Annotated in this window: 21 protein-coding genes; 14 read left to right on the top strand and 7 right to left on the bottom strand. The window is 69.7% G+C overall.

Going from position 1 to position 24,040, the window contains the following annotated elements; genetic code table 11:
* Positions 1 to 22: 22 nt before the first annotated feature.
* On the bottom strand, positions 23 to 2,776 hold the full coding sequence (locus tag ACIA8E_RS19020) for a penicillin acylase family protein (protein ID WP_399299366.1): 2,754 nt from the start codon (positions 2,774 to 2,776) through the stop codon (positions 23 to 25).
* 243 nt (positions 2,777 to 3,019) lie between these two features.
* Between ACIA8E_RS19020 and ACIA8E_RS19015 the strand changes: the two genes are divergently transcribed.
* The 6 genes from ACIA8E_RS19015 (at position 3,020) to ACIA8E_RS18990 (ending at position 9,088) form a co-directional block, all read left to right on the top strand.
* Positions 3,020 to 4,522: a potassium/proton antiporter gene (locus ACIA8E_RS19015; RefSeq protein ID WP_399299709.1), complete on the top strand. Its 1,503-nt coding sequence runs from the start codon at positions 3,020 to 3,022 to the stop codon at positions 4,520 to 4,522.
* Between the two features lie 311 nt (positions 4,523 to 4,833).
* Positions 4,834 to 6,120, top strand: coding sequence for an MFS transporter (locus tag ACIA8E_RS19010; protein ID WP_399299364.1), 1,287 nt, complete (start codon positions 4,834 to 4,836; stop codon positions 6,118 to 6,120).
* A gap of 214 nt (positions 6,121 to 6,334) precedes the next feature.
* Positions 6,335 to 6,682, top strand: a complete 348-nt coding sequence (locus ACIA8E_RS19005; RefSeq protein WP_399299362.1) for an FmdB family zinc ribbon protein — start codon at positions 6,335 to 6,337, stop codon at positions 6,680 to 6,682.
* A 91-nt stretch (positions 6,683 to 6,773) separates the two neighbouring features.
* Positions 6,774 to 7,607 (top strand): S-methyl-5'-thioadenosine phosphorylase, encoded by an 834-nt coding sequence (locus tag ACIA8E_RS19000; RefSeq protein ID WP_030926660.1) that lies wholly within the window; start codon positions 6,774 to 6,776, stop codon positions 7,605 to 7,607.
* 422 nt (positions 7,608 to 8,029) lie between these two features.
* On the top strand, positions 8,030 to 8,437 hold the full coding sequence (locus tag ACIA8E_RS18995; protein WP_399299360.1) for an RcpC/CpaB family pilus assembly protein: 408 nt from the start codon (positions 8,030 to 8,032) through the stop codon (positions 8,435 to 8,437).
* A 141-nt stretch (positions 8,438 to 8,578) separates the two neighbouring features.
* Positions 8,579 to 9,088 carry an MscL family protein gene (locus ACIA8E_RS18990; RefSeq protein ID WP_399299358.1) on the top strand — a complete coding sequence of 170 codons (510 nt, stop codon included), beginning with the start codon at positions 8,579 to 8,581 and terminating at the stop codon, positions 9,086 to 9,088.
* A 1-nt stretch (position 9,089) separates the two neighbouring features.
* Here the strand turns inward: ACIA8E_RS18990 and ACIA8E_RS18985 are convergent, their stop codons facing one another.
* A complete protein-coding gene (locus ACIA8E_RS18985) occupies positions 9,090 to 9,317 on the bottom strand; it encodes a hypothetical protein (RefSeq protein WP_399299356.1) in 228 nt (75 codons plus the stop codon).
* Positions 9,318 to 9,555: 238 nt separating this feature from the next.
* On the opposite strand from ACIA8E_RS18985, the gene ACIA8E_RS18980 reads away from it, so the two are divergent.
* From ACIA8E_RS18980 to ACIA8E_RS18970, 3 genes are all read left to right on the top strand, one after another.
* Positions 9,556 to 10,746, top strand: a complete 1,191-nt coding sequence (locus ACIA8E_RS18980) for a low temperature requirement protein A (protein WP_399299354.1) — start codon at positions 9,556 to 9,558, stop codon at positions 10,744 to 10,746.
* Positions 10,747 to 10,756: 10 nt separating this feature from the next.
* Positions 10,757 to 11,863, top strand: coding sequence for a P1 family peptidase (locus tag ACIA8E_RS18975; RefSeq protein WP_399299352.1), 1,107 nt, complete (start codon positions 10,757 to 10,759; stop codon positions 11,861 to 11,863).
* Between the two features lie 156 nt (positions 11,864 to 12,019).
* Positions 12,020 to 12,790 (top strand): DUF6227 family protein, encoded by a 771-nt coding sequence (locus tag ACIA8E_RS18970; RefSeq protein ID WP_399299350.1) that lies wholly within the window; start codon positions 12,020 to 12,022, stop codon positions 12,788 to 12,790.
* Positions 12,791 to 12,911: 121 nt separating this feature from the next.
* Here the strand turns inward: ACIA8E_RS18970 and ACIA8E_RS18965 are convergent, their stop codons facing one another.
* Entirely contained in the window at positions 12,912 to 14,468 is a 1,557-nt protein-coding gene (locus ACIA8E_RS18965; RefSeq protein ID WP_399299348.1) for an MFS transporter, read from the bottom strand.
* Between the two features lie 61 nt (positions 14,469 to 14,529).
* On the opposite strand from ACIA8E_RS18965, the gene ACIA8E_RS18960 reads away from it, so the two are divergent.
* Positions 14,530 to 15,501 carry a helix-turn-helix transcriptional regulator gene (locus tag ACIA8E_RS18960; protein WP_399299346.1) on the top strand — a complete coding sequence of 324 codons (972 nt, stop codon included), beginning with the start codon at positions 14,530 to 14,532 and terminating at the stop codon, positions 15,499 to 15,501.
* Positions 15,502 to 15,602: 101 nt separating this feature from the next.
* Here the strand turns inward: ACIA8E_RS18960 and ACIA8E_RS18955 are convergent, their stop codons facing one another.
* Positions 15,603 to 16,601 (bottom strand): RNA polymerase sigma factor RpoD/SigA, encoded by a 999-nt coding sequence (locus tag ACIA8E_RS18955; RefSeq protein WP_399299344.1) that lies wholly within the window; start codon positions 16,599 to 16,601, stop codon positions 15,603 to 15,605.
* A gap of 148 nt (positions 16,602 to 16,749) precedes the next feature.
* Between ACIA8E_RS18955 and ACIA8E_RS18950 the strand changes: the two genes are divergently transcribed.
* Entirely contained in the window at positions 16,750 to 17,298 is a 549-nt protein-coding gene (locus ACIA8E_RS18950; protein WP_399299342.1) for a GNAT family N-acetyltransferase, read from the top strand.
* 72 nt (positions 17,299 to 17,370) lie between these two features.
* The gene (locus ACIA8E_RS18945; protein WP_399299340.1) at positions 17,371 to 18,450 is read left to right on the top strand and encodes a questin oxidase family protein; all 1,080 of its coding nucleotides are present in this window, start codon (positions 17,371 to 17,373) and stop codon (positions 18,448 to 18,450) included.
* A gap of 4 nt (positions 18,451 to 18,454) precedes the next feature.
* Here the strand turns inward: ACIA8E_RS18945 and ACIA8E_RS18940 are convergent, their stop codons facing one another.
* Positions 18,455 to 19,237 (bottom strand): dioxygenase, encoded by a 783-nt coding sequence (locus tag ACIA8E_RS18940; protein WP_399299338.1) that lies wholly within the window; start codon positions 19,235 to 19,237, stop codon positions 18,455 to 18,457.
* A 153-nt stretch (positions 19,238 to 19,390) separates the two neighbouring features.
* Here ACIA8E_RS18940 and ACIA8E_RS18935 point away from each other — a divergent pair, with 153 nt between their 5' ends.
* Complete coding sequence (locus ACIA8E_RS18935) at positions 19,391 to 19,903, top strand: MarR family winged helix-turn-helix transcriptional regulator (protein ID WP_399299336.1); 513 nt, start codon at positions 19,391 to 19,393, stop codon at positions 19,901 to 19,903.
* Between the two features lie 152 nt (positions 19,904 to 20,055).
* On the opposite strand, the gene ACIA8E_RS18930 is transcribed toward ACIA8E_RS18935, so the two are convergent.
* Both ACIA8E_RS18930 and ACIA8E_RS18925 read right to left on the bottom strand, forming a co-directional pair.
* Positions 20,056 to 21,588, bottom strand: coding sequence for an MFS transporter (locus ACIA8E_RS18930; protein ID WP_399299334.1), 1,533 nt, complete (start codon positions 21,586 to 21,588; stop codon positions 20,056 to 20,058).
* A gap of 206 nt (positions 21,589 to 21,794) precedes the next feature.
* Complete coding sequence (locus tag ACIA8E_RS18925) at positions 21,795 to 22,469, bottom strand: TetR/AcrR family transcriptional regulator (protein WP_399299333.1); 675 nt, start codon at positions 22,467 to 22,469, stop codon at positions 21,795 to 21,797.
* Between the two features lie 285 nt (positions 22,470 to 22,754).
* Here ACIA8E_RS18925 and ACIA8E_RS18920 point away from each other — a divergent pair, with 285 nt between their 5' ends.
* Positions 22,755 to 24,032, top strand: a complete 1,278-nt coding sequence (locus ACIA8E_RS18920) for a M6 family metalloprotease domain-containing protein (RefSeq protein WP_399299332.1) — start codon at positions 22,755 to 22,757, stop codon at positions 24,030 to 24,032.
* The last annotated feature ends 8 nt before the right edge of the window (positions 24,033 to 24,040 follow it).

Genomic DNA, 24,040 nt, shown 5'->3' with positions numbered 1-24,040 from the left:
GCCTCCTATGACGGCTCGAGCGTCAGGACGGCTTGAGCGTCAACGTGTCCTTCGTCGTCTTCGCCACCGCATTCGTCCCGAAGGACCAGTCGAGCAGTTCGCCGTTGACCCACTTGTCGGTCTGATCGGTGTAGTGCGCGCTGAACGCGTGCCCGGAGGCGCCGGTGAGGTTGACCCAGCGGGACTTGTCCCAGTCCCCCACGTTGACGACCATCCGCATCGACGGCACCCAGATGACCTCGTAGCCGCCCGCCGCGTTCCAGCCGGAGGCGTTGACCGCGGCCTCGCCGCCGCCGAGGTTCCACGGGCCCCGGTTGAGGGCCCGCTGGAGCACATCGGGGCCTTCGGTACCGAGGGTCTGGTTCTTCAGGGTCAGCTGGTGCAGCCGGCCCCAGCTCCAGGTCGAGATGTCCTTGCCGAGCTTGGCGGTCAGCTCCCAGCGGGCGTCCTTCATGGCGCGGCCGAAGAGCTCGTCACGGGTCTCGGTCGCCTTGTCCTTGCGGTTCTTCGGCGACTGCCACCATTCGTTGTTCTCGTCGTCCATGAGGTTGGCGACCACCTGGTACCAGCGGTCGCCGCCGTCCGGCTGCGCCGTGTCCGTGTCGCGCTGGCCGCATTCGCGTACCGGCTTGTCCTGCTCGTCGACCGGACCCGTGCTGTCGGCCGGGAGGACGGTGAGGCACTCGCCCTTGACCCGCAGCTCCTTGGGCAGCTTGTCGCCGAAGGCCAGCCTGAGGATGTTGCGCCAGACCGCGTTGAAGTAGGCAGCGGCCGCCGAGTCGGGCTCCTGGGTGTAGTCCCAGCCCTCCAGGAGCTTCTGTGCCTCACGTACGCTCTTGTCGGAGACGTTGATCTTCATCAGCTCGGGCACCAGCAGCGCAGCGATCTCGCTGGTGTTGTCCATCTGCATCTTCTGCATGTCGTCGGTCGAGATCTTCCCGCCACCCTTGATCTTCGACTCGATGAGGTCGTTGATCCGCTGGCTGCGGGTGCCGTAGCCCCAGTCCTTGGTGAGCATGGGGCGGTACTTCTTCTCGTCGATGACGGCCTGGTTGGCGGTGACGATGTAGCCGCGCTTCGGGTTGTACTCGTACGGCAGCTCGTCGAACGGGATCGGGTCCTTCTTCCAGCCGTACGACGACGCCCAGCCCGGGCTCGGCATCGTGCCGTTGCCCGCCTTGCGGACCGGGATCTTCCCCGGGGCCTGATAGCCGATGTTGCCCTTGGTGTCGGCGTAGACGAGGTTCTGCGAGGGGACCTCGAAGTGCTCGGCGGCGGCCCGGAAGGTCTTGAAGTCCTTTGCGCGGTTGAGCTCGAAGACGGCGTCCATGGAGTGACCCGGTTCAAGCGCGGTCCACTTCAGGGCGACGGCGTAACCGTCGCCGCGGTCCGGCGCGGCGTTGGTGACGGGGGCCTTCTGGCCGACCTTCTCCAGCTCGCCACTGCGGTCGGAGACCAGCGGACCGTTGTTCGTCTCGCGCACGGTGATGTGCCGGCTCTCGCCGTCCGCGACCTTGATGGTCTCCTTGCGGGTGACGAAGGGCTTCACCTTGCCGTCGTACAGGTAGCCCTCGTCGGAGACCTTCTCCAGGAAGAGGTCGGTGACGTCCGCGCCGAGGTTGGTGAAGCCCCAGGCGATGTCCTGGTTGTGGCCGATTATCACGCCGGGCATGCCGGAGAAGGTGTATCCGGCGGTGTCGTACTGACAGGTCGCCGAGAGCTGCCGGCAGTGCAGCCCCATCTGGTACCAGAGCGACGGCAGCTGCGGCGCGAGGTGCGGGTCGTTGGCGAGCAGCGGCTTGCGGGTGGTCGTGTAGGTGCCGGAGACGACCCAGGAGTTGGATCCGATGCCGTTGCCGTTCGGGCCGAGCAGCGCGGGGATCTTGTCGAGGGTGTCGGAGAGCGAGGAGAGCTGGGTGTTCAGGCCCTCGGTGGCGCCCTGCACGGTGTTCGCGCCGACGCCGGTGGACGACGTCGCGGCCGGGTCGAACGCGCCGGTGACCGACGAGATCGCACCCTGGCCGACGATCGGCCGGTGCTTGTCGTACGGGTACGCGGGGTACAGGTCCTCGATCTGTTCCTTGCTGAGCCTGCTGGTCATCAGCGAGCGGTCGATCTCTTCCTGCATGTTGCCGCGCAGGTCCCAGGCCATCGCCTTCAGCCAGGCGACCGAGTCGACCGGGGTCCACTTGGTCGGCGTGTAGTCGTTGGTGAGGCCGAGCGCGGCGTACTCGACGGAGATGTCCTTGCCGTCGCGCCCCTTGAGGTAGGCGTTCACCCCGTCCGCGTACGCCTGGAGGTTCTTCTTGGTGTCCGCGGACAGGACGGTGTCGTACTCCTCCTGCGCGATCTTGCGCCAGCCCAGCGTCCGCAGGAAGGCGTCCGTGTCGACCTGCCCGGAGCCGAACATCTCGGAGAGCCGGCCGGCCGTCATATGACGGCGGACGTCCATCTCCCAGAAGCGGTCCTGAGCCTGCACGAAGCCCTGGGCGCGGAACAGGTCGGTGTCGGAGTCCGCGTAGATCTGCGGGATTCCATAGCTGTCGCGCTTGACGTCGACGTTGGCGGAGAGACCGTCGATCTTGACCGACCCGTTCGTCTGCGGGTACGAGGCACGCACGGTCGCTACGGACCAGTACGCGCCGTAACCGATACCCGCGACAAGCGCCAGCACCAGGACGATCACGATCAGGCGGGCGCGTCGCCCCTTCTTCTTGCCGGTCTTCGCACCGGCAGAACCGGAAGAGCCGGAAGAGGCGGTTGTGTTGACGGGCATCGCTGTCCTTCGAGGGGCAGGGTGGTCCTGGGAGTGCAGGAGCAACCATAGGCGCAGCACCGAGGCGGGTCCGACGCGGTATCGGGATCCATCGAATCGAGCAGCGATCACATGAGCACTCGAACGCGTCAAGAAAGCGTTAAAGATTAGGTAAGGTAACGAAGTACCGGCCGCCGGAGAGCCATTCGGCAGGCGTACGCAGGGAAGGAACGGCCACTGACTGTCCACGCGCTCAACGAACTCCTGCTCGTCTGCTCGCTCGTCCTGCTCGTCGCCGTCGCGGCGGTACGCATCTCGTCCCGCAGCGGGCTCCCCAGCCTGCTCCTGTATCTCGGCATCGGGATCGCCATCGGGCAGGACGGGATCCTCCACATCAAGTTCGACAACGCCGAACTCACCCAGGTGTTCGGCTACGCCGCCCTTGTCGTGATCCTGGCCGAGGGCGGCCTCGGCACGAAGTGGAAGGAGATCAAGCCGGCACTGCCCGCCGCGGCGACGCTGTCGGTCGTCGGTGTCGCGGTGAGCGTGAGCGTCACCGCGGCCGGGGCGCACTATCTGGTCGGCCTGGACTGGCGGCAGTCGCTGATCATCGGCGCGGTCGTCTCGTCGACGGACGCCGCCGCGGTCTTCTCCGTGCTGCGCAAGGTGCCGCTGCCTGCCCGGATCACCGGTGTGCTGGAGGCCGAGTCCGGCTTCAACGACGCCCCCGTGGTGATCCTGGTGGTGGCCTTCTCGACCAAGGGGCCGGTGGACAACTGGTACCTGCTGGTCGGCGAGATCGCCCTGGAACTGCTGATCGGCGCGGCCGTCGGCATCGCCGTCGGCTGGCTCGGCTCGTTCGGACTGCGTCATGTGGCACTGCCCGCGTCCGGTCTCTACCCGATCGCGGTGATGGCGATCGCCGTGTCCGCGTACGCGGCCGGCGCCCTGGTCCACGGCAGTGGCTTCCTCGCCGTCTATCTGGCCGCGATGCTCCTCGGCAACGCCAAGCTGCCGCACTGGCCCGCCACCCGCGGCTTCGCCGACGGGCTCGGCTGGCTGGCCCAGATCGGCATGTTCGTCCTGCTCGGGCTGCTGGTCACCCCGCACGACCTGCTCGACGACTTCTGGCCCGCGATCATCGTGGGTCTTGTACTGACCGTGGTGGCGCGCCCCATGGAGGTCTTCATCTCCCTGATCCCGTTCCGGTTGCCGTGGCGGGAGAAGGCCTTCATGTCGTGGGCGGGGCTGCGTGGCGCCGTCCCCATCATCCTGGCGACCATTCCCATGGTGCACGGGATCGAGGGCTCCACCCACGTCTTCAACATCGTCTTCGTACTCGTTGTCGTCTACACGCTGATCCAGGGGCCGACCCTGCCCTGGCTGGCCAAAGCCCTGAAGATCGCCGAGGACCCCTCCGAGGCCACCGACCTGGGCATCGAGTCGGCGCCGCTCGAGCGGCTGCGCGGACATCTGCTGTCGGTGGCGATCCCCGGGAAGTCGAAGATGCACGGCGTGGAGATCGCCGAACTGCGGCTGCCCGCCGGAGCGGCCGTCACCCTCGTCGTACGGGAGGGGAAGAGCTTCGTGCCCGGACCGTCGACGATGCTGCGGCGGGGCGACGAACTGCTCGTCGTCGCGACCGATCCGGTGCGCGACACGGCCGAGGCCCGACTGCGGGCGGTCGGCGAGGGCGGCAAGCTGGCCGGTTGGCTGGGGACCGACGGCGGCACCGGTGGAACCGGCAGGACCAGGACGCACCACTGATCCGAGGCTACGAAGGTGTGATTGCCCGCAATCGCAGGCATGCACCGGATCCTGCCCTGTAGCATGAAGGAAACGTGATCGACAAAGATCGATAGATCCGGTCAACACCGGATCGACCAACTCTGCCTGACGCAGAGCTGGCGCGACCGTATGGCGGTCGTGGCGTCCTCCGCCTCTGCTGCGAGCGCCCGGCATCTACCGCAGTTCCGCGCGAAGAGGACAGCTCTCGGCAGCTCCCGTCCGGGACCGGCACCCACAGGTGCGGACCGGCCACGGAAGCATGGCTACCAGGCAGCAGAAAGGCATGGACCGTGGCGTCCACGGTCTCCGACCGCCCCGGTTACGGGCAACTGCTGCGCATCCCCGGTGCGTGGACCTTCCTCCTCCCGGGCTTCGCCGCACGGCAGCCCTTCGCGATGCTGACCATCGGCATCGTCCTGCTGGTTCAGCACACCACCGGCTCGTACGGCAGCGCGGGCGCTGTCGCCGCTGTCACCGGTGTCTCCATGGCGCTGTTCGCCCCGCAGAGCGGCAAGCTGGCCGACCGCATCGGCCAACGCGCCGTACTGCTGCCGGGAGTCCTCGTGCACGCGGCGTCCGTATCGGCGCTGACAGCACTCGCACTGGCGGACGCACCGCTCTGGCTGCTGTTCCTGGCCGCAGTGCCGACCGGTGCGTCCGTCCCGCAGATCGGCCCGATGGTGCGGGCCCGCTGGGCGGCACTGCTGGGCGCGGCACCCGGCCGGAAGGCCTCGCCCCTGATGTCGACCGCCGCCGCCTTCGAGTCGGTGACGGACGAGTTCACCTTCGTCATCGGACCCGTCCTTGCCACCGCCCTGTGCACCGGGGTGCATCCGGCGGCCGGACTGATCACGGAGGCCGCACTGACGCTGATGGGCGGCCTGCTCTTCGCGGCGCAGCGCCGCACCCAGCCCGCGGTCCGCGCCACCACGTCCGACGCCTCCGAACGGCACACCTCCGCCCTGTCCGTACCGGGCGTACGCGTGCTCGCGGTGGCGTTCCTCGGGATCGGCGCCGTCTTCGGCGGCATGCAGGTCTCGCTGACCGCGTTCGCCGAGGAGATCGGCCGGCCCGGCGCGAACGGCCTGCTGTACGGGATCTTCGCGGCCGGCAACATGCTGGCCGGGATCGCCTGCGGTGCCGTCGCCTGGAAGAGCGGGCCGCGGCGCAGGCTGATCGCCGGGTACGCGGCGCTGACCCTGACCGCGTCCGGGCTGTGGGCCGTGCACTCCGTGCCGCTGCTGGCCGGACTCGGGCTGCTCGTCGGACTCTCCATCGCACCCGCGTTGATCAGCGGATACACGCTCGTCGAGGCGCTGGTTCCGGCGTCCGCAAGGACCGAGGCATTCACCTGGCTGACGGGCGCGGTCGCGCTCGGACAGGCCGCTGCGGTGACGGTCGCCGGGCGGCTGGCGGACGCCCACGGCGCGAGCACCGGCTTCGTGGTGCCGCTGGTGGGGACCGTGCTGGCGCTCGTGACTTTGGTGACGCTGCGTTCGCGGCTGACACCGGCCCGCGCGACCATCATGGCCGCACACGGCTCGGTTCACCGCGATCCCGTCGCGGCCAGAAAGTGACGATTCATGCGCTCGTCTCAGCGGAATACGTCAGTGTGACTCCTCCGCCACATAATGTGGCAGCTTTTCGCTCAGGCCGGCGGCCCTCACGACGGCCAAGCCCTGACCGCTGCCCTTGGGGCAGGTGACAGACGTTACTGCAAACAGCGGCCCGTAGCAGCTACCATTGAGGATTGTTAGCACTCATCGAGTGAGAGTGCCAGGAGGAAGACAAGTGCCGACCTATCAGTACCAGTGCACCGAATGTGGCGAGGGCCTCGAGGCGGTGCAGAAGTTCACCGATGACGCTCTGACCGTGTGCCCGAACTGCGAGGGACGCCTGAAGAAGGTGTTCTCGGCGGTCGGCATTGTCTTCAAGGGTTCCGGTTTCTACCGGAACGACAGCCGCGGCTCCTCGTCGAGCAGTGCGCCGGCTTCGTCGTCCGCGAAGGCATCCGGTTCCGCTTCGTCGACTCCCTCGACGGGGTCGGACTCGAAGTCGTCCGCGTCCTCGTCGGCGGCTGCTTCCTCTTCCTCGTCGTCGTCCTCCGCGTCGTCGTCGAGCGGTACGTCGGCCGCCTGAGCCGAGGTACGCAGCTTCACACTTCATCCGAGGGCCCCGCCGATCCGATCGGCGGGGCCCTCGGCATTTACAGCCCCGCTAGTGTGATCGCATGGTGAACGCAGAGATCGGTGTCATCGGCGGTTCGGGCTTGTACTCCTTCCTGGAGGACGTCACCGAGGTTCGCGTGGACACCCCGTACGGACAGCCGAGCGATTCCGTCTTCCTCGGTGAGATCGGCGGCCGCCGGGTCGCTTTCCTCCCCCGCCACGGACGCGGCCACCATGTGCCGCCGCACCGCATCAACTACCGCGCCAACCTGTGGGCGCTGCGGTCCGTGGGCGTACGTCAGGTGCTCGGTCCGTGTGCGGTCGGCGGGCTGCGTCCGGAGTACGGACCGGGGACGCTGCTCGTACCGGACCAGATGGTGGACCGCACCAAGGCCCGCACGCAGACGTATTACGACGGGGAGACCCGTGCGGACGGGGTTGCGTCGAACGTGGTGCACCTGGGCTTCGCCGACCCGTACTGCCCCGAGGGGCGCAAGGTCGCCCTTGCCTCGGCACGCGCCAAGGGCTGGGAGCCGGTGGACGGCGGGACGCTGGTGGTCGTCGAGGGGCCGCGCTTCTCGACCCGGGCCGAATCGCGCTGGCATGCGGCGATGGGCTGGTCGGTGGTCGGCATGACCGGGCATCCGGAGGCCGTGCTCGCCCGTGAACTGGGGCTCTGTTACACGACGATGACGCTGGTGACGGACCTGGACGCGGGCGCCGAGGCGGGCGAGGGCGTCTCCCACGGGGACGTGCTGAAGGTGTTCGCGGCCAATGTGGACCGGCTGCGGGCGGTGCTGTTCGACGCGGTGACGGCACTGCCTGCGGAAGGGGAGCGCAGCTGTTCTTGTGCGCGTGCGCTGGACGGGATCGAGACGGGGATCGAGCTGCCGTAGGGGGTGCGGCCGCGGCTTGGTCCCTGGTTCGGCCTGGTCCTGGTTCGGGCCTGGTCCTGGTTCGGGCCTGGCTTCGATCTCGGCTCTGCGAGGCGGGTGGGGCACGGGTGGGTGACCGACTTGTCCACAGCGTGTGCGCTGTCCACAGAGCTCGGCGGGAATCTCGCGGACGGTGGATCGTGAGGGGCGTCGGTGTTCGTCCGAACGCCTGACTTCGCGCTCCTCGCTCCTCACGGCAGGTGGTGTCGGCCATGTTCCCGCCCGTTTCTCCGACCACGTCCTCGTCCGATGTACGTCCGACGGTCCCCGGCCCGCCGGTGTCGGCGCCACCACCCTGTGGGGTGCCCGCGTTCGCGCCGCTGCGGGTGCGCGGGGGTGGTGGGCGTCGGTTACGGCGGGCGGTGTGGCGACAGCGCCGCGCGATGGCGGCCGGACTGGCGCTGACAGCTGCGGCGCTGGCTGCGACAGGGCTGGCCGCTGGTGACGGTGGCGGCGGGACGGCCGACGGCGCGGGAGGTTCGGCGCCGGAAGGGGAGCGGCGGCCGGTTCAGCTGGTGTCGGCGCCGGTCCGGATCGCGGATGCGGCGACGGTGCGGCTGTTGCGGCCGGGCGACCGCGTCGATGTGATCGCGGGCGAGGGCTCCGGGGCGGACGCCAGGGTGGTGGCGAAGGGGGCCCGGGTGGCGGCGGTGCCACGGACGGCGGCCGATGGTTCTGACGAAGACCCCGCGGCGGGTGGCGCGCTGGTCGTGCTGTCCGTGCCCCGGAGCACGGCGGCGTCGCTGGCCGGCGCAGGGATCTCGGCCCGGTTGGCGGTGACGCTGTGCTGAACCGGGCACACCGGCCCATTCGCACTGAGGAGCCGTCAAGTCACCTGCCAGAAGGCGCGGGTCGGGTGGTTTCGCCTCGTGCTGCCGTAGATTGCCGAACAGTTCGCTCCCATTACGGCGCATGCGGAGGCGGACTCACTCGTGGGCGAGAAGAAGAAGGTCAGTCTGCTGGAAGGCTTCAGGGTCTTCCTGTTGCGCGGCAATGTGATCGACCTGGCGATCGCGGTCGTCATCGGCGCCGCGTTCACCAACATCGTGAACGCGCTCGTCAAGGGCGTCATCGATCCGCTCGTCGGTGCGTTCGGCACCAAGGATCTGGGGAGCTACAGCTCCTGCCTCAAGGGCCCCTGTGTCACGGACCCGAAGACAGGCGAGACCGAGGGCATCCGGATCCTGTGGGGCTCGGTGCTCAGCGCCACGATCGGCTTCGTGATCACGGCGGCCGTCGTCTACTTCCTGATGGTGCTGCCGATGGCCAAGTACCTGGCCAGGCGAGCGGCGATGCAGGCTGCCAAGGACGGCGTGCAGGAGACGCTGGAGATGAGCGAGCTGGAGGTGCTGAAGGAGATCCGCGACGCTCTCGTCTCGCAGCGCAGCGGCCCGGCGGGCGAGGGGCGCGGCCAGGAACCGGGCCGCGGCCACGACGAGTAGCTCAGACGTGGTGGGGTGGCTTCTCGTCCAGGAAGCGCGCGAGGTCGGCGGCGCTGCCGCCGGCCGGAGCCCGCTCGCCCCACGCTCGGTCCGTATCGTCCGCGGACTGCTGGTCCAGCGGATCGTCGAAGATCAGAGCCGGCTTGGGCTTCCTCTGCTCCGGCTGTGTCGGGTTCGTCGGCTGCGACGGTTTCGAATCGCGCGGTCCGGGGGTGGGGGCGGTGCTCATACCAACAGGGTACGGCGACGGTCAGCGATCCTTCGGGTCGAGCACCCAGAGCCCCAGGACGACGAGGAACGGAATGGTCGGTCCTGATCGGACGTCCGGCTGAGTGAGCGCGTCGCCCAGCGGCACGAAGCCCGGGCGCGCGAAGGTCCGCGGCGCAGGACCTGACGCAGGACGCTTTCCCCGTACGATCTGCGCGTCCCGCCACCGGCCACCGGAGTGGTCTGCTGTGCTGGGCCCCATGCCCCGGATGACCGCCCGCAGCCGCACCGAGAAGTACCGCGCCTCGACCCCGCTGGAACTCTTCTTCGACCTGTGTTTCGTCGTGGCCGTCGCCCAGGCGGGCGGCCGTCTCGTGCATGCCGTCGCCGAGGGGCATCCCGGCGCCGGGATCGTCGGCTATCTGGCCGTGTTCTTCGCGATCTGGTGGGCCTGGGTGAACTTCTCCTGGTTCGCCTCCGCGTACGACACCGACGACACGCTCTACCGCGTGGTCACGTTCGTCCAGATCACCGGCGTGCTCATCCTCGCCGCCGGTGTGCCGCGCGCCTTCGACCACGGGAACTGGACGCTCGCCGTCATCGGCTATGTGGTGATGCGGCTCGCGCTGACCAGCCAGTGGCTGCGGGTGGCCCGCTGGTCCGAGGGCGCAGAACGCAGGGTCGCGCGGCGGTACGCCATCGGGATCGTCCTGGTCCAACTGGGCTGGATCGGCATGCTGTTCGTACCCGCCGACATGAACGGCGCCCGTACCGCGCTCTACGTGATGCTCGCCCTGTGCGAGCTGTCGGTTCCGGCCCTCGCAGAGCGCGATCGCAGCACGAGCTGGCATCCGCACCACATCGCCGAACGGTACGGCCTGTTCACCATCATCGTGCTCGGCGAGACGATCGCCGCGGCGACGGTCGCTGTCCAGGAGGCCGTCGACGAGCACGACGCGCTCGGTGAACTGCTGCCGGTCGCCGCGGGCGGACTGCTGATCGTCTTCGCCGCCTGGTGGATCTACTTCGCCGTGCCGATCCACACCTATCTCCGCGGCAGCAAGCAGGCGTTCACCTGGGGATACGGCCACTACGCGATCTTCGGTTCCGCAGCCGCGATCGGTGCGGGCATCGAGGTCGCGGTGGAGGAGGCCACCGGAAAGGCTCACGTGTCGACGGCGGCCGCCTCGGCCGCCGTGACAGTCCCCGCAGCGATCTTCCTGCTGACGGTGTGGCTGCTGCACGCCCGCCACTTCAAGCGCGACCGCGCGGAGCAACTACCCCTCCCGCTGGCCTCGGTGGCGATCCTGGCCTGTACGTTCGCCGGGGAGTGGGCGATCCTCGCGGCCGGTCTGGTGGCGGCCGCGACCGTGGCGGCCGGGGTGGCGCTGTCGCGGCGCCCGGCACCGGGCGGGCCGGATTCCGCCTCCGTCCCGCCGACCCACGCGTGAGGAGCACACGATGGCCGGACAGCACACAGGACAGGGCCCGGAACAGAGCGCGACGCGGCCGCCGACCACCCGCCCCGCGGCCGGGAGGGACGCGCTGACGGATGTCGCCGGGCTGCGGGTCGGCCATGCGCGGGTGCCCGGCGACGCCGCACTGAGCGGCACCACCGTCGTCCTCGCCCCCGAGGGCGGCGCGGTCGCCGCCGTCGACGTACGGGGCGGCGGCCCGGGCACCCGGGAGACGGACGCCCTCGACCCCCGCAATCTGGTGCAGTGCATCGACGCCGTCGTCCTGACGGGCGGCAGCGCGTACGGACTGGACGCGGCGTCGGGCGTGATGGCCTGGCTGGAGGAGCAGGGGCGGGGCGTGCGGGTGGGTCCCGATCCGTCGCAGGTGGTGCCGGTGGTCCCGGCCGCGTGCATCTTCGACCTGGGGCGGGGTGGCGACTGGCGGGCCCGGCCGGACGCATCGACCGGCCGCGCCGCGGTGGAGGCCGCAGCCGGTACGGAGTCGGGTGCCCCGGTCGCGGAGGGCGGGGTCGGCGCCGGCACGGGAGCGGTCGCCGGCCGGCTCAAGGGCGGTGTAGGCACGGCGAGCGTCCGGCTGCCGTCAGGGATCACGGTCGGCGTGCTGGTCGTGGTGAACGCGGCGGGTTCGGTGGTCGATCCGGTGACCGGGGTGCTGTACGGGGAGTACGGAGCCGCCGAACCGCCCGTGCACCCCCCGGCGGAGGTCCACAGGGCCGCCGGGCGCCGGTTGGCCGAAGCGGGGGACGCCGAAGCCCGCCCCCCGCTCAACACCACGCTCGCCGTCGTCGCCACGGACGCGGACCTCACCCGCGCGCAGGCCCAGAAGCTCGCGGGCACGGCGCATGACGGACTGGCGCGCGCCGTGCGTCCCGTACATCTGCTGAACGACGGGGACACGGTCTTCGCGCTCGCCACCGGTGAGCGGCCGCTGCCGGACAACCCGATCGCGCTCAACGAACTCCTGGCGGCGGGCGCGGACGTGCTGGCGCGCGCCGTCGTGAAGGCCGTACGGGCGGCCGAGAGCGTCGAGGCCCGCCGTCCCGGCGCGGGCACGTACCCCTCGTACAGCGATCTCTACGGCACCGGCTGACCGCCGACTCGCCGTCCGCACAAGGAAGTTCGGACGAAACGCCAGGAACTATCCGCGTGTGCCGTACGTTTTCCGGAACCCGGTCTCGATGTCAGACCCAGGGACTACGTTAAGCACGCAACGTGTAACACGCGGCGACGGCCTGGAGACAGCACCTTGAGCGATCCGTACGAGACAACCGAGCAGCACCTCGAGCGACTCCTGCGACGCGCACTCAACTCTTTCGACCTGCCCGACTGCACGGTCGAGAGACTCGGCACGGCACTGGCACACAGCAGCTCCCTGCATTCCTCGCACCACAGTTCCGTACTGCACCGCGAGACCTACCGGCATACCTATCTGCTGGCCGACGGCTCGGCCCTGACCCTGTGGGAGCTGGTCCACGGGGGCGCCAGGGACGCGACGGACCCCCGGTCACGGACGCGGCCCGGCCCTCAGCACCACGAGCTGTACGACGACGAGGCCGACGCCCAAGTCGCCGCCGCCCGGCTGGCCGGCAGCCTCTCCGACATGTCGGCGTTCGGCGACGACGCCCCGCAGGCGTGCCTGGAGATACAGACTGTCCTGATGGCTGCGCCGCCGGCGCCGCTGCCCCGGATGTACGCGCCGGACAACTCCGCGGACCACGCCCGCCGCGTGCTGCGCCGCGCGGAGAACGGCGACGTGCCGGGCGAGGAGACCGCGCGTCTGCTGCGGGCCGCCTTCGCCCACCACATCACCCAGATCTTCGGCCGGCAGTGCCGGGTCGACGGACGGGACGCCGGTTTCACCCTGTACGAGCACGCCTTCCTGCTTCTCGACGGCAGCGAGACGAGCCTGTGGGAGGTCGAGCACACGGCGACGCCGGACGGCCGCCACATGTGCGAGGTGTACGGGGACGAGCAGGCGGCGCGCGAGGCGATGGAGAGCCGCACACGCATCTGCTGACGGGCGACGGCGCCCACCCGCCGCAGCACGCACAAGGGGCCCGCGCCTGACGCAAGGTGCCCGCACCCCCCGAGAGGTGCGGGCACCGAGCAGGCAGGCACTCACCGGCCGGCAGACGCACTCAGCGCGTCAGCGCGGCCTCCTTGGCCACCTCGCCCGGCGTGGCATCGGCGTCCTGGACGTCCTCGTCCTCGCCGCCCTCCACGTGCTGCCGCGGTCGCGCCGGCAGCGCGAACATCACCAGGAAGATCAGCGCGAGCACCCCGGCCACCCACCACAGCGAGTGCTGGAACGCCTGGACGAACGCTGGGCCCATCGCCTGCGGCGCCAGCCGGTCGCTGACCGATCCGAAGAAGACGACCGAGACGAGTCCGAGTCCCAGCGCGTTGCCCATCTGCTGCACGGTGTTGATCAGCCCGGACGCCGATCCGGAGTGTTCCTTCGGCACCTCGGACAGCACCGCGTCCGTCAACGGGGCCACGATCAGCCCCATCCCGATCCCCATGACGACCAGCGGCAGAGCCATCTGCCAGGGGGCGATGCCCATGCCGTACCGGTCGGACTCCCAGATGTAGAGCAGCAGTCCGGCGACCATCAGCAGCGCGCCCGCCTGCAGGACCTTGCGGCCGAAACGGGGTACCAGCTTCTGTACGGAGATCCCGGCGGCGAACGAGACGGCGATAGAGAACGGGATACCGGTCGTGCCCGCCCGCAGCGCGCTCCAGCCGAGGCCGATCTGCATGTACAGCGTCCAGACCAGGAAGAAGATACCGAGGCCGATCCCGAAGGTCAGCTGGACGGCGATGCCCGCCGCGAAGCTCTTGACCCGGAACAGCGAGAGCTCGACGAGCGGCGAACCGTCCTTGCGTTCCTTCGCCCGCTCGAACAGCACCAGGGCCGCGAACACCAGGACACTGCCGATCATCGACATGTACCCCCACAGCGGCCAGCCCAGCTCGCGCCCCCGGGTCAGCGGGTAGAGCAGCATCAGCAGTCCCAGCGTCACCAGCGCGACACCGACCAGGTCGAGGCGCAGCGCCTTCGGGGCCTTGGACTCCGTGATGAACTTCCGGCCCAGGACCAGTCCCGCGATGCCGACCGGCAGGTTGATCAGGAAGATCGGCCGCCACTCGAGGCCCGCGATGTTCCACTCCGTGAGCAGCGCGCCGAGCAACGGTCCCGAGACCGCGCCGAGGCCGACGATCGCACCGAAGAGGCCGAAGACCTTGCCGCGCTCGTGCGCCGGGAACGTGGCGTGCACGATCGACAGCACCTGCGGGACCATCAGGGCGGCGGTGCCGCCCTGCAGGATGCGGGAGGCGACCAGCATCTCCGGGTTCGCGGCGAAGCCGCAGAGTGCGGAGGCCAGCGTGAAGCCGCCGATACCGATGAGGAAGAGCCGCTTGCGGCCGTAGATGTCGCCGAGCCGGCCGCCCGTGATCAGTCCGGCCGCGAAGGCCAGGGCGTATCCGGCGGTGATCCACTGGATCGAGCTGAACGAGGCACCGGTGTCACGCTGGATGCTCGGTATGGCGATGTTGACGATCGTGACGTCGACCAGGTCCATGAAGGCCGCGGTCATCACGATGGCGAGCGCGAACCACCGGCGCCGGTCCGACGGGTCCGAGGACACCGTGGGAACGGCCGCCGTGGACGGCAGCGATGCGGAAGAAGTCATATGAGGAAGTTAAGCGTCCATTAGGTCAGGTCATGACCCAATGAACCGGCACCCTGGATCCATGACCGATACCCCGGCACGACTGCTGAATCTGCTGTCGCTCCTCCAGACGCCGCGCGAGTGGCCGGGCAGCGAGCTCGCCGAGCGGCTCGACGTCAGCCCGCGCACCATCCGCCGCGACATCGACCGGCTCCGCGACCTCGGCTATCCGGTCGAGGCGTCGCGCGGCTCGGTCGGCGGCTACCGCCTGGTCGCGGGCGCCGCCATGCCGCCGCTGCTTCTGGACGACGAGGAGGCGGTGGCGATCGCGGTGGGGCTGCGGGCGGGGGCCGGGCATGCCATCGAGGGGGTCGACGAGGCATCCGTACGGGCCCTGGCGAAGCTGGAGCAGGTGCTGCCGTCCCGGCTGCGGCACCGGGTCTCGACCCTGCAGAACGCAACCATGCCGCTGACCCGCGGTGACGGTTCGACCATCGATCCGCACACGCTGACGGTGATGGCGGCGGCGGTCACCGGCCGGGAGCGGCTGCGGTTCGCGTACCGGGCGGGGGACGGCGCCGAGACGAAACGGGAGGCCGAGCCCTACCGGCTGGTGAGCACGGGGTGGCGGTGGTATCTCGTCGCGTACGACCTGGGGCGCGAGGCATGGCGTACGTTCCGCGTCGACCGGGTGAGCGAGCCGTTCGCCACAGGGGCCCGCTTCACACCGCGCGAGCTGCCCACGGGGGACGCCGCGGCCTTCCTCACCGACTCCATCCGACGCCGGCAGCCGGAGCTGGCGGTCGAGGTGAGCTTCGCGGCCCCGGCGGAGTTCGTGTCCGCGCGGCTGCCCCCGGCGTTCGGTCCGCTGGAACCGACCGGCGAGCGCAGCTGCCGGCTCCGTGCGGTCATGGCGGACTCGCTGGAGTGGGTGGCGCTCCGACTGGCGCTGGTCGACTGCGAGTTCACCGCGCACGAGCCGGCGCAGCTGGTGGAGTTCCTGAGCGATCTGGGAGCCCGGCTGACGCGTGCGGCAGCACTCCCCTCACCGTGACGGCAAAGAAATGAGCCCCGGCGCCAGGGGGGGTGGGCGCCGGGACTCAGCTCATGAGGTCCGCACGAAGCGGCTCATATCGGAGGCTACTGGACTCGGGCTCACGCCGCAGCGTCAAAACCCGTGTCGTGGGCCATTCGCTTCAGTTCGAGCAGTGCGTGCTTCTCGATCTGCCGGATCCGCTCGCGCGTCAGACCGTGCTGCTTGCCGACCTCGGTGAGAGTCCGCTCACGGCCGTCCTCGATGCCGTACCGCATTCGGATGATCGACGCGGTGCGGTTGTCGAGCTTGCCGATCAGGTCCTCCAGCTCCTCGCTGCGCAGCAGCGTCATCACGGACTGCTCGGGCGACACCGCGGAGGTGTCCTCCAGCAGATCGCCGAACTGGGTCTCGCCCTCGTCGTCCACGGACATGTTGAGGCTGACCGGGTCGCGGGCCCAGTCCAGGACGTCGCCGACGCGCGTGGTCGTGGAGTCCAGCTCGGCGGCTATCTCCGCGTGCTCGGGCTCGCGCCCGTGCTCACGGTTGAACTCGCGCTGGACACGGCGGATCCGGCCGAGCTCCTCCACCAGGTGGACGGGGAGCCGGATCGTACGGGACTGGTCGGCTATGGAACGGGTGATGGCCTGACGGATCCACCACGTCGCATACGTGGAGAACTTGAAGCCCTTGGCGTAGTCGAACTTCTCGACCGCGCGCACCAGGCCCGCGTTCCCCTCCTGGATCAGGTCGAGCAGGGGCAGGCCGGCCCGCGGATAGCGGCGGGCGACAGCAACCACGAGTCGAAGGTTGGAGCGGATGAATATGTCCTTGGCGCGCTCGCCCTCGGCGACCAGCGCCTCCAGCTCCTCACGCGTCGCTCCACCGGCTTCGCTCTCCACCACACCGTCGAGGACCTGCCGGGCGAATACGCCCGCCTCTACGGCTTGGGACAGCTCGACCTCCTTGGCGGCGTCGAGCAGCGGCGTGCGCGCGATCTCGTCCAGGTACATGCCGACCAGGTCGCGATCGGCGATTTCCCCGCCTACGGCGCGAACACTGCTTGCCCGGCTGTTCCCACCAGTGGTGGACGAACGACGGGCGACGGCACGGGTTGCCATGCGTGCTCCCTTGCTGAGTAGGTCGCGACACCCTTTCGGGTGCCCTGCATCCGTTGGAAACAACGACTGGAATCCGGACAGAATTCCCACGCCTCGCATTCATTTTCGCGATCATGCAGTACCCTGTCGCGCCGAGAGGGGAGGGTGCATGCCGGAAACGCCGGAACTCCGTACAGAGGTGCAGGTCAGGCCTGGCGTCGCGGGCGATTTGGCGGCCCTCACCGACATCTACAACCATTACGTTCGTGAGACTGCGCTCACATTCGACACCGCCCCCTTCACACCCGAACAGCGGATGCCGTGGCTGCTCTCTCACCCTGAAGACGGTCCGCACCGTCTTCTGGTTGCTCAGGATGTCCGCATTGTCGGCCCCGCATCGGTCCTGGGCTACGCGACCAGCAGCGCCTTCCGCCCCAAAGCGGCGTACGCCACGTCGGTGGAGGTGAGCGTGTACTGCCCGCCACAGGCCACCGGCCAGGGCATCGGCACGCTCCTGTACGAGTCGCTCTTCGAGGCCCTCGCAGACGAGGATCTCCATCGTGCGTACGCGGGCATCGCCCTGCCCAACGACGCCTCGGCGCGGTTGCACGAGCGTTTCGGCTTCCGCCATGTCGGTACGTACGCCGAGGTGGGCCGGAAGTTCGGCAGGTACTGGGACGTGGCCTGGTACGAGAAGCCTCTGGGCCCGGAGACCTAGGACCCGGCGGGGTCGCGGTGTAGGTCCGCAGCCCGTTACGGGCGCCGGGCCCCGCGCCTAGCGTGTTCCGGCATGACCGACACGACAGGCAGGACAGACCTCACAGGCGCACCGGGCACGGCACCGGTCGACCCCACCGGCACGCTCGACGAGGCGCTGGAGCGGCTGCACGCCGCGGGTCCCGAGCGGAACGGCTGGCTGAGCAACCACGGCCCGATGGCCGTCGAGGCGCTCGCACGGCACGGCCAGGCACCGGCCGTCCACCGTTGGCTCGACCACTACAGCCACAAGCTGGAGGACATGCCGGCCCCCACGGCCCGGGTCACCGCGGAGAACTGGCACGAGGCCCTGGGCGACCCGCGCAGGATCGCCGACTGGACGATGTACTTCGAGCAGGAGACTGCCGGGCGCCCCTGGCAGGACGTCCTCACCGAGTGGTGGCCGCGGCTGCTGCCTGGCATCGCCGCGGGCGCCACCCACCCCGTGATCCGGGTCGGCCACGCCGTACGCACCCTGCTCGACGGGGAAGCGAACGCGCCCCGGATCAGCGAGCTCGCGCACGGCCTCGGCTACTGGGCCGCCCGCCACCAGCCGCTGCCCGCGCTGCACCCACCGGCCTCGCTCGTGCCCGCGCCGAGTGCCACGGCCGCGCTGGACGCCGTACCGCCGGTGGCCGACCAGAGGGGCGGGATCCGCGACCGGCTGGCGCAGCTCACCGCGTTCCCGCTGTGGCCGCAGCAGTTCGCGGACGACCCGGACGTGGCGCGCACCCGGCTGGCGGAGCTGGTCAGGGCCGCGACCCACCGCTACGCCACCCACGGCCATGGCGAGCCGATCATGCTGGTGCACGCCGCGACCGCCCCCAACGCCGTGCTGCGTACGCTGCCCGCTCTGCCCCGTGACCTGTGGCACCGGAGCCTGGCCGCGGCCTGGGCCGCGAGCGCCGCGGTCACCGCCGCGTACAGCCCGGCCGACCCCGTCCCCTGCACCGCATCGCCGTCAGCAGCCTCCGCGGACGAGATCTTCGCGCGGGCGGCGGCACACGGCGACGACCACACGATCAAGTTCACCGACACCGCGCTGGACGTCGGCGACACGACGGCCCTGGCCGCCGCGCTCGTCTCGATCGAGCTGAACCCGCCGGCCCTCTGACCGCTCAGCCGAACTGCACCGACCGCTTCGCGAGCCCCATCCAGAACCCGTCGATGACGCTGCGGCCCTGGTCGAGCTCGCCCTCCGAGGCGCCCAGCGTCACGAAGAGCGGCGCGAAGTGTTCGGTGCGCGGATGGGCCAGCCGGCCGGCCGGGGACTTGTGCTCGAAGTCCAGCAGCGCGTCGATGTCCTGCGCCTGCAGCGCCCGGTGCCCCCAGTCGTCGAACTCCACCGACCAGCCGGGGTTGCCGCCGCCCGCGTGCCGCAGTGCGGCGAGGTTGTGGGTGAAGAAGCCGCTGCCGACGATCAGTACGCCCTCGTCGCGCAGCGGCGCGAGCTTGCGTCCGATGTCCATCAGCTTCTGCGGGTCCAGCGTCGGCAAGGAGATCTGGAGTACGGGGATGTCGGCACCCGGGAACATCTCCACCAGCGGGACGTACGCCCCGTGGTCGAGCCCGCGGTCCGGGATGTCCTGGACCGGTGTACCGGCGCCGCGCAGCAGCTTGCGCACGTTCTCGGCCAGCTGCGGGGCTCCCGGGGCCGCGTACTGCACCTGGTAGTAGTGCTCGGGGAAGCCCCAGAAGTCGTAGACGAGCGGGACGGTCCCGGTCGCACCCAGGGCGAGCGGGGCCTCCTCCCAGTGGGCGGAGACCATGAGGATCGCGGTAGGACGGGGCAGGCCGGCGGACCAAGCGGCCAACTGGCCGGGCCACACCGGGTCGTCGGCCAGCGGCGGCGCACCGTGGGAAAGATAGAGGGCGGGCATCCGCTCCGCGGTGACAGTCATGACACTCCCCATCCACTGCTAGTGAAGACAGCTCTTCTACGGGGCCCTCGGAGCTCCGTGAAGCTCCCAAGCGCGAAGTTTCTTGAAGCTTCAAGTTCCCAGCTATGGAGACCTTAGCCTTATCTAGTTCAACTTTCAAGGAAAGGTCGTACAGTGGAGTACATGACCACGGCATCCACCGGCGGGCCCCGCTGGCTCTCCGACGAAGAGCAGAGCGTCTGGCGCGCCTATCTCCAGGCCACCACACTCCTGGAGGACCATCTCGACCGCCAGCTGCAGCGCGACGCCGGCATGCCGCACATCTACTACGGACTGCTCGTCCAGCTCGCCCAGGCGCCCCGGCGTCAGATGCGGATGACCCAGCTGGCCAAGGACGTCAAGATCACCCGCTCCCGGCTCTCGCACGCCGTCGCCCGGCTGGAACGCAACGGCTGGGTGCGTCGGGAGGACTGTCCTTCCGACAAGCGAGGACAGAACGCGGTCCTCACCGACGAGGGTTACGAGATGCTCAGCCGGTCCGCGCCGGGTCATGTGCGTGCCGTACGTCAGGCGATGTTCGACCGGCTCACCCCCGAGCAGGTGCGCTCGTTCGGCGAGATCATGCAGGTCATCGCCACCGGGCTGGAGCCGGACGGCACGGACGCGGACCTGCCCTGGCTGCGCTAAGGGCTGTCCAGCCGACGCACCGCGCACCGCGCACCGCGCACCGCGCACCGCGCACCGCGCACCGACGCGGGTCTGCCCCGGCTCCGCCGAGCGGAACCGGGGCAGACCCATGTTCACGTCACTTCATGCGACTCCACGCCGCGCGTCCCTCGTCAGTGCGCGACAACCGGGACCTTGAACTCGTCCTCGACCCCGTCGGCATCCCCCGAGCCGGAGCCCGAGTTCACCGCGGTCGCCGAAGGGCGTCCGGCATTGATGAACGTCACCGCGATCGCGGACGCCACCACCAGGATGCCGACCGCCCACCAGATGGCTCCCGTGAAGCCGTGCACCATCGCCTGGAGCTTCAGCAGCTTCGGGTCCGTGGCGGCCAGCGCGGCGTGCGAGGTGGCGTACGCCGTGGCGGCCGAGGCGGCGATCGTGTTCAGCAGCGCCGTACCGATCGCGCCGCCCACCTGCTGCGAGGTGTTGACCATCGCGGACGCCACACCCGAGTCCCGCGGCGCGACCCCGTGCGTGGCCAGCGACATGGCCGGCATGAACGCCGTACCCATGCCCAGACCCAGCAGGAGCTGCGCCGGCAGGATGAGCGCCGGGTAGGAGGAACCGATCTCCAGCTGCGTCAGCAGCAGCATGCCGACGGCGGCGGTCAGGAAGCCCGGACCCATCAGCTTGCGAGCCGCGACCCGCGTCATCAGCCGGGCACCGATCTGCGTCGAACCGGTGATCATGCCCGCGATCATCGGGAGGAAGGCGAACCCCGTCCGGATCGGCGAGTACCCCCTCACGACCTGCAGGTAGTACGTCAGGAAGAGGAACAGCCCGAACATCGCGATGATGGCCAGTCCCAGCGAGAGGTAGACACCGCCGCGGTTGCGGTCCATCACGACGCGCAGCGGCAGCAGCGGCGACTTGACCCGGGCCTCGGTCAGGACGAACGACAGGAGCAGTACTCCGGACGCGACGAACATGCCGATGGTCAGCGGGTCCGACCAGCCGCTGGACTCGGCGCGGGTGAATCCGTACACCAGCGAGACCAGACCCAGCGCGGAGAGCACCACGCCCGGGATGTCGAGCGACGAGCGGTTACGGCTGCCGACCGGCTCGCGGATCACGAAGTACGCGCCCGCGGCCGCGATGATGGCGAACGGGATGTTGACGAAGAACGTCCAGCGCCAGTTCAGCGTCTGGGTGAGGAAGCCGCCGAGAATCAGTCCGACGGCGCCACCACCACCGGCGATCGCACCGTAGATGCCGAACGCCTTGGCACGCTCCTTGGCATCGGTGAACATCACGGCGAGCAGCGAGAGCGCGGCCGGGGCGAGCAGTGCGCCGAAGACACCCTGGAGCGCGCGTGAGCCGAACAGCATGCCCTGATTCTGGGCCGCGCCACCGAGCGCGGAGGCCAGCGCGAAGCCGATCAGGCCGACGACGAAGGTGCGCTTACGGCCCCACAGGTCGGCGATCCGGCCGCCGAAGAGCAGCAGTCCGCCGAAGGCGAGGGCGTAGGCCGTGATGACCCACTGCTTGTTGGCATCGGTGATGCCCAGAGCCGTCTGTGCATGCGGCAGCGCGATATTCACGATCGTGGCATCGAGCACGACCATCAGCTGCGCGAGTGCGATGAAGGCCAGCGCTTTCCAGCGGCTGGGGTCAGGGAGTCGTGGATCAGCTGTTTTTGACATGGGAGTAGCCACCTAAGGACGCGCGTGGAAGCGAAGGGTCGTGAACCGTGACCGTGAACGCAGAACGTCCCGGCCGGTGAACGGTGAGGGTGAAAAGTGCGAAGGGAGAGAGCTGGGAGAAGTGGGAGTGGACGTGAGGTGGGGGTGGTGAGGGCGCGTCGGACACGCAGCCGGACGGCGTCTGCTTCAGCAGTCCGGCGCGGGCCTCATGGCCGGCGCCGCAGATCCTCCAAGGTTGCCGCCGTACCGGGCAGTGCGGACCGGGCCGGAGCCTCGAGGCCGTCCAGGAACAGCTGGATATGACGGTGGGTGAACCGGTCGATGTCCAGGCACGCGGTGCCTGGCAACGGCCGGGTGAGCTGGGAGAGGCCGACCAGTACGTCACCGACGGCGATGTCGGTACGCAGGCGCCCCGCGGACATGGCGCGCGCCACGAGCCCTTCGACGGCCTCTTCGAGGCGGCGACGCTCGGCGAGCAGTTCGGGATGGTCCTTGTCGAAGCCGCCGGACAGCATCGGGCAGAGCGCCCCGACGCGTTCGTCGGCTGCCGCGTGGACGAAGCGGCTGAGCGCAGCGAAGGGGTCGGCCTCCTCGGCCGCCGCCTCGGCCGCACGGTCGGTGGTGCGGGAGGTGACCGAGAGAACGACCTCATGGGTCAGCGCGGACCGGTCGGGGAAGTTCCGGTAGAGCGTGGCGTTGCCGACGCCTGCGCGGCGGGCGACCTCGTCGAGCGGCACGTCCGGCCCGAACTCGACGAACATCTCGCGCGCCGCCATCACGATCCGCTCCCGGTTGCGCAGCGCGTCCGCCCGCGGGCGGGGCGTGCGGCGCGGCGCCGTCCCGGTGTCGGTGTCGGCGGCGATGCGAGTGACGGTCTCCACGACGGCAGCCCTTCCCTTCCGGCTCTTGCTGCTCCTGCTGGCTCTTGCGGCGACCCGGATGCGTACAACCGGGGAGCGCCTCCCCGTTTCGCGGGGACACGGGTTCAAACGGGGAATCGGCCCCCGGTTATTTCCCGTCTTTGATGTGACCTGCGTCACATCGATCGAACGGAGAATCCACCGATCGGCGCACCCAACGCGCGGCCGCGCACCGGCCGCCAGAGGGTGATCAGCAGAGCGCAGCCAGGGCCCGTCGGCTGCCGCGGACCCCGGGAAGGCGACTCTATGCAGCAACCCCGCCACCGGATACCCAGCCGCCGCCGCACCCTCGCACTCGCCGGGGCAACCACGCTGGTCATCGCCGCCACAGCCTCGGCCAGCAGCACGCTCTCCCTCTCCGGCCACGCCTCCGCGGGACCAGTGGCCACCGCTGAGGAGGCAGGGCTCGGACCGTGCCGGATATCCGCGACGATGGGCGTGCAGATGTCGGAGGGCATGCCGACCCCGGTCGGCTACTCCCGGTCCACCGGCGAGGTGCACGCGCTCAACCTGATGATCGACTTCCCGGACGCACCGGGACTCGGGTCGGCGACGGACCGGCTCGCCGAATTCTTCCCGCAGACCACCGCCTGGTTCCGGACCAGTTCGTACGGCCGGCTCGTCTACCGGCCCGAAGCCCCCGTGAAGAGCTGGCTGCGGATGCCGCTGCCGTTCTCGGCGTACGGGATAGAGCGCGGCTCACCGTACGAGCCGGGCTACCGCCGTCTGGTCCAGGACATCGTGGCCATCGTCGACCCGAAGGTGGACTTCAGCGAGTACGACCTGGTCAATGTCCTGGTCACACCGAACGCCGGACCCTCCGCGCTGGACACCGTCCTGTCCGTGACCTTCTCGGGCAACGCCGACGCCCCGCTCGCGGACGGCGTCCCGCTCGCCAACACGTCCTTCATCTACAGCCGCCAGGACGACGGCTCCGGGTCGTACGCGCAGACCGGTTACCGCGTCCTGCCGCACGAGAACAGCCATGTCTTCGGCCTGCCCGACCTCTACACCATGGAGGGCGGCGGCTCGGTCGGGCACTGGGACATCATGTCCGAGGACTGGGGGGCCAACAACGATCTGCTCGGCTGGCACAAGTGGAAGCTCGGCTGGCTCGACAACAACCAGATCAGCTGCGCCTCCAAACCCGGCACCACCGACCGCATCCTCGGGCCGCTGGCCACCCGGGGCGGTCTGAAGCTGGCCTTCGTGCCGCTCAGCGCGGAGTCGGGCTATGCGGTGGAGGTACGGACCCAGGCGGGCAACGACCGGGCGGTCTGCAGGCCCGGCGTACTCATCTACAAGGTGAGCTCCGACGTGGACACCGGCCAGGGTCCGATCTCCGTCGCGGACAGCACCAAGGGCAGCAGAGGCTGCACACGGTCTCCCAATGTGCAGGCCGAGCTCTCCGACGCCCCGTTCCAGCTCGGTCAGACGTTCTCCGACGCGGCCGACGGGATACGCATATCGGTGGTCGACAAGGACTCCAAAGGCAACTACCGGGTCCGCATCACCCGCTCCTGATCGCGCCC

This window comes from Streptomyces sp. NPDC051664 (assembly GCF_044453545.1).
Lineage (GTDB): Bacteria > Actinomycetota > Actinomycetes > Streptomycetales > Streptomycetaceae > Streptomyces.
Note: the sequence above shows the minus strand (reverse complement) of the source record. Positions and strands in the feature narration are given on the sequence as shown.

Excerpts from the sequence above, each read along its gene's own strand:
- ACIA8E_RS19020 (WP_399299366.1), bottom strand. The coding sequence starts at position 2,776 with ATGCCCGTCAACACAACCGCCTCTTCCGGCTCTTCCGGTTCTGCCGGT.
- ACIA8E_RS19000 (WP_030926660.1), top strand. The coding sequence starts at position 6,774 with ATGGTGAACGCAGAGATCGGTGTCATCGGCGGTTCGGGCTTGTACTCC.
- ACIA8E_RS18995 (WP_399299360.1), top strand. The coding sequence starts at position 8,030 with ATGGCGGCCGGACTGGCGCTGACAGCTGCGGCGCTGGCTGCGACAGGG.
- ACIA8E_RS18985 (WP_399299356.1), bottom strand. The coding sequence starts at position 9,317 with ATGAGCACCGCCCCCACCCCCGGACCGCGCGATTCGAAACCGTCGCAG.
- ACIA8E_RS18980 (WP_399299354.1), top strand. The coding sequence starts at position 9,556 with ATGCCCCGGATGACCGCCCGCAGCCGCACCGAGAAGTACCGCGCCTCG.
- ACIA8E_RS18975 (WP_399299352.1), top strand. The coding sequence starts at position 10,757 with ATGGCCGGACAGCACACAGGACAGGGCCCGGAACAGAGCGCGACGCGG.
- ACIA8E_RS18965 (WP_399299348.1), bottom strand. The coding sequence starts at position 14,468 with ATGACTTCTTCCGCATCGCTGCCGTCCACGGCGGCCGTTCCCACGGTG.
- ACIA8E_RS18960 (WP_399299346.1), top strand. The coding sequence starts at position 14,530 with ATGACCGATACCCCGGCACGACTGCTGAATCTGCTGTCGCTCCTCCAG.
- ACIA8E_RS18955 (WP_399299344.1), bottom strand. The coding sequence starts at position 16,601 with ATGGCAACCCGTGCCGTCGCCCGTCGTTCGTCCACCACTGGTGGGAAC.
- ACIA8E_RS18950 (WP_399299342.1), top strand. The coding sequence starts at position 16,750 with ATGCCGGAAACGCCGGAACTCCGTACAGAGGTGCAGGTCAGGCCTGGC.
- ACIA8E_RS18945 (WP_399299340.1), top strand. The coding sequence starts at position 17,371 with ATGACCGACACGACAGGCAGGACAGACCTCACAGGCGCACCGGGCACG.
- ACIA8E_RS18940 (WP_399299338.1), bottom strand. The coding sequence starts at position 19,237 with ATGACTGTCACCGCGGAGCGGATGCCCGCCCTCTATCTTTCCCACGGT.
- ACIA8E_RS18930 (WP_399299334.1), bottom strand. The coding sequence starts at position 21,588 with ATGTCAAAAACAGCTGATCCACGACTCCCTGACCCCAGCCGCTGGAAA.
- ACIA8E_RS18920 (WP_399299332.1), top strand. The coding sequence starts at position 22,755 with ATGCAGCAACCCCGCCACCGGATACCCAGCCGCCGCCGCACCCTCGCA.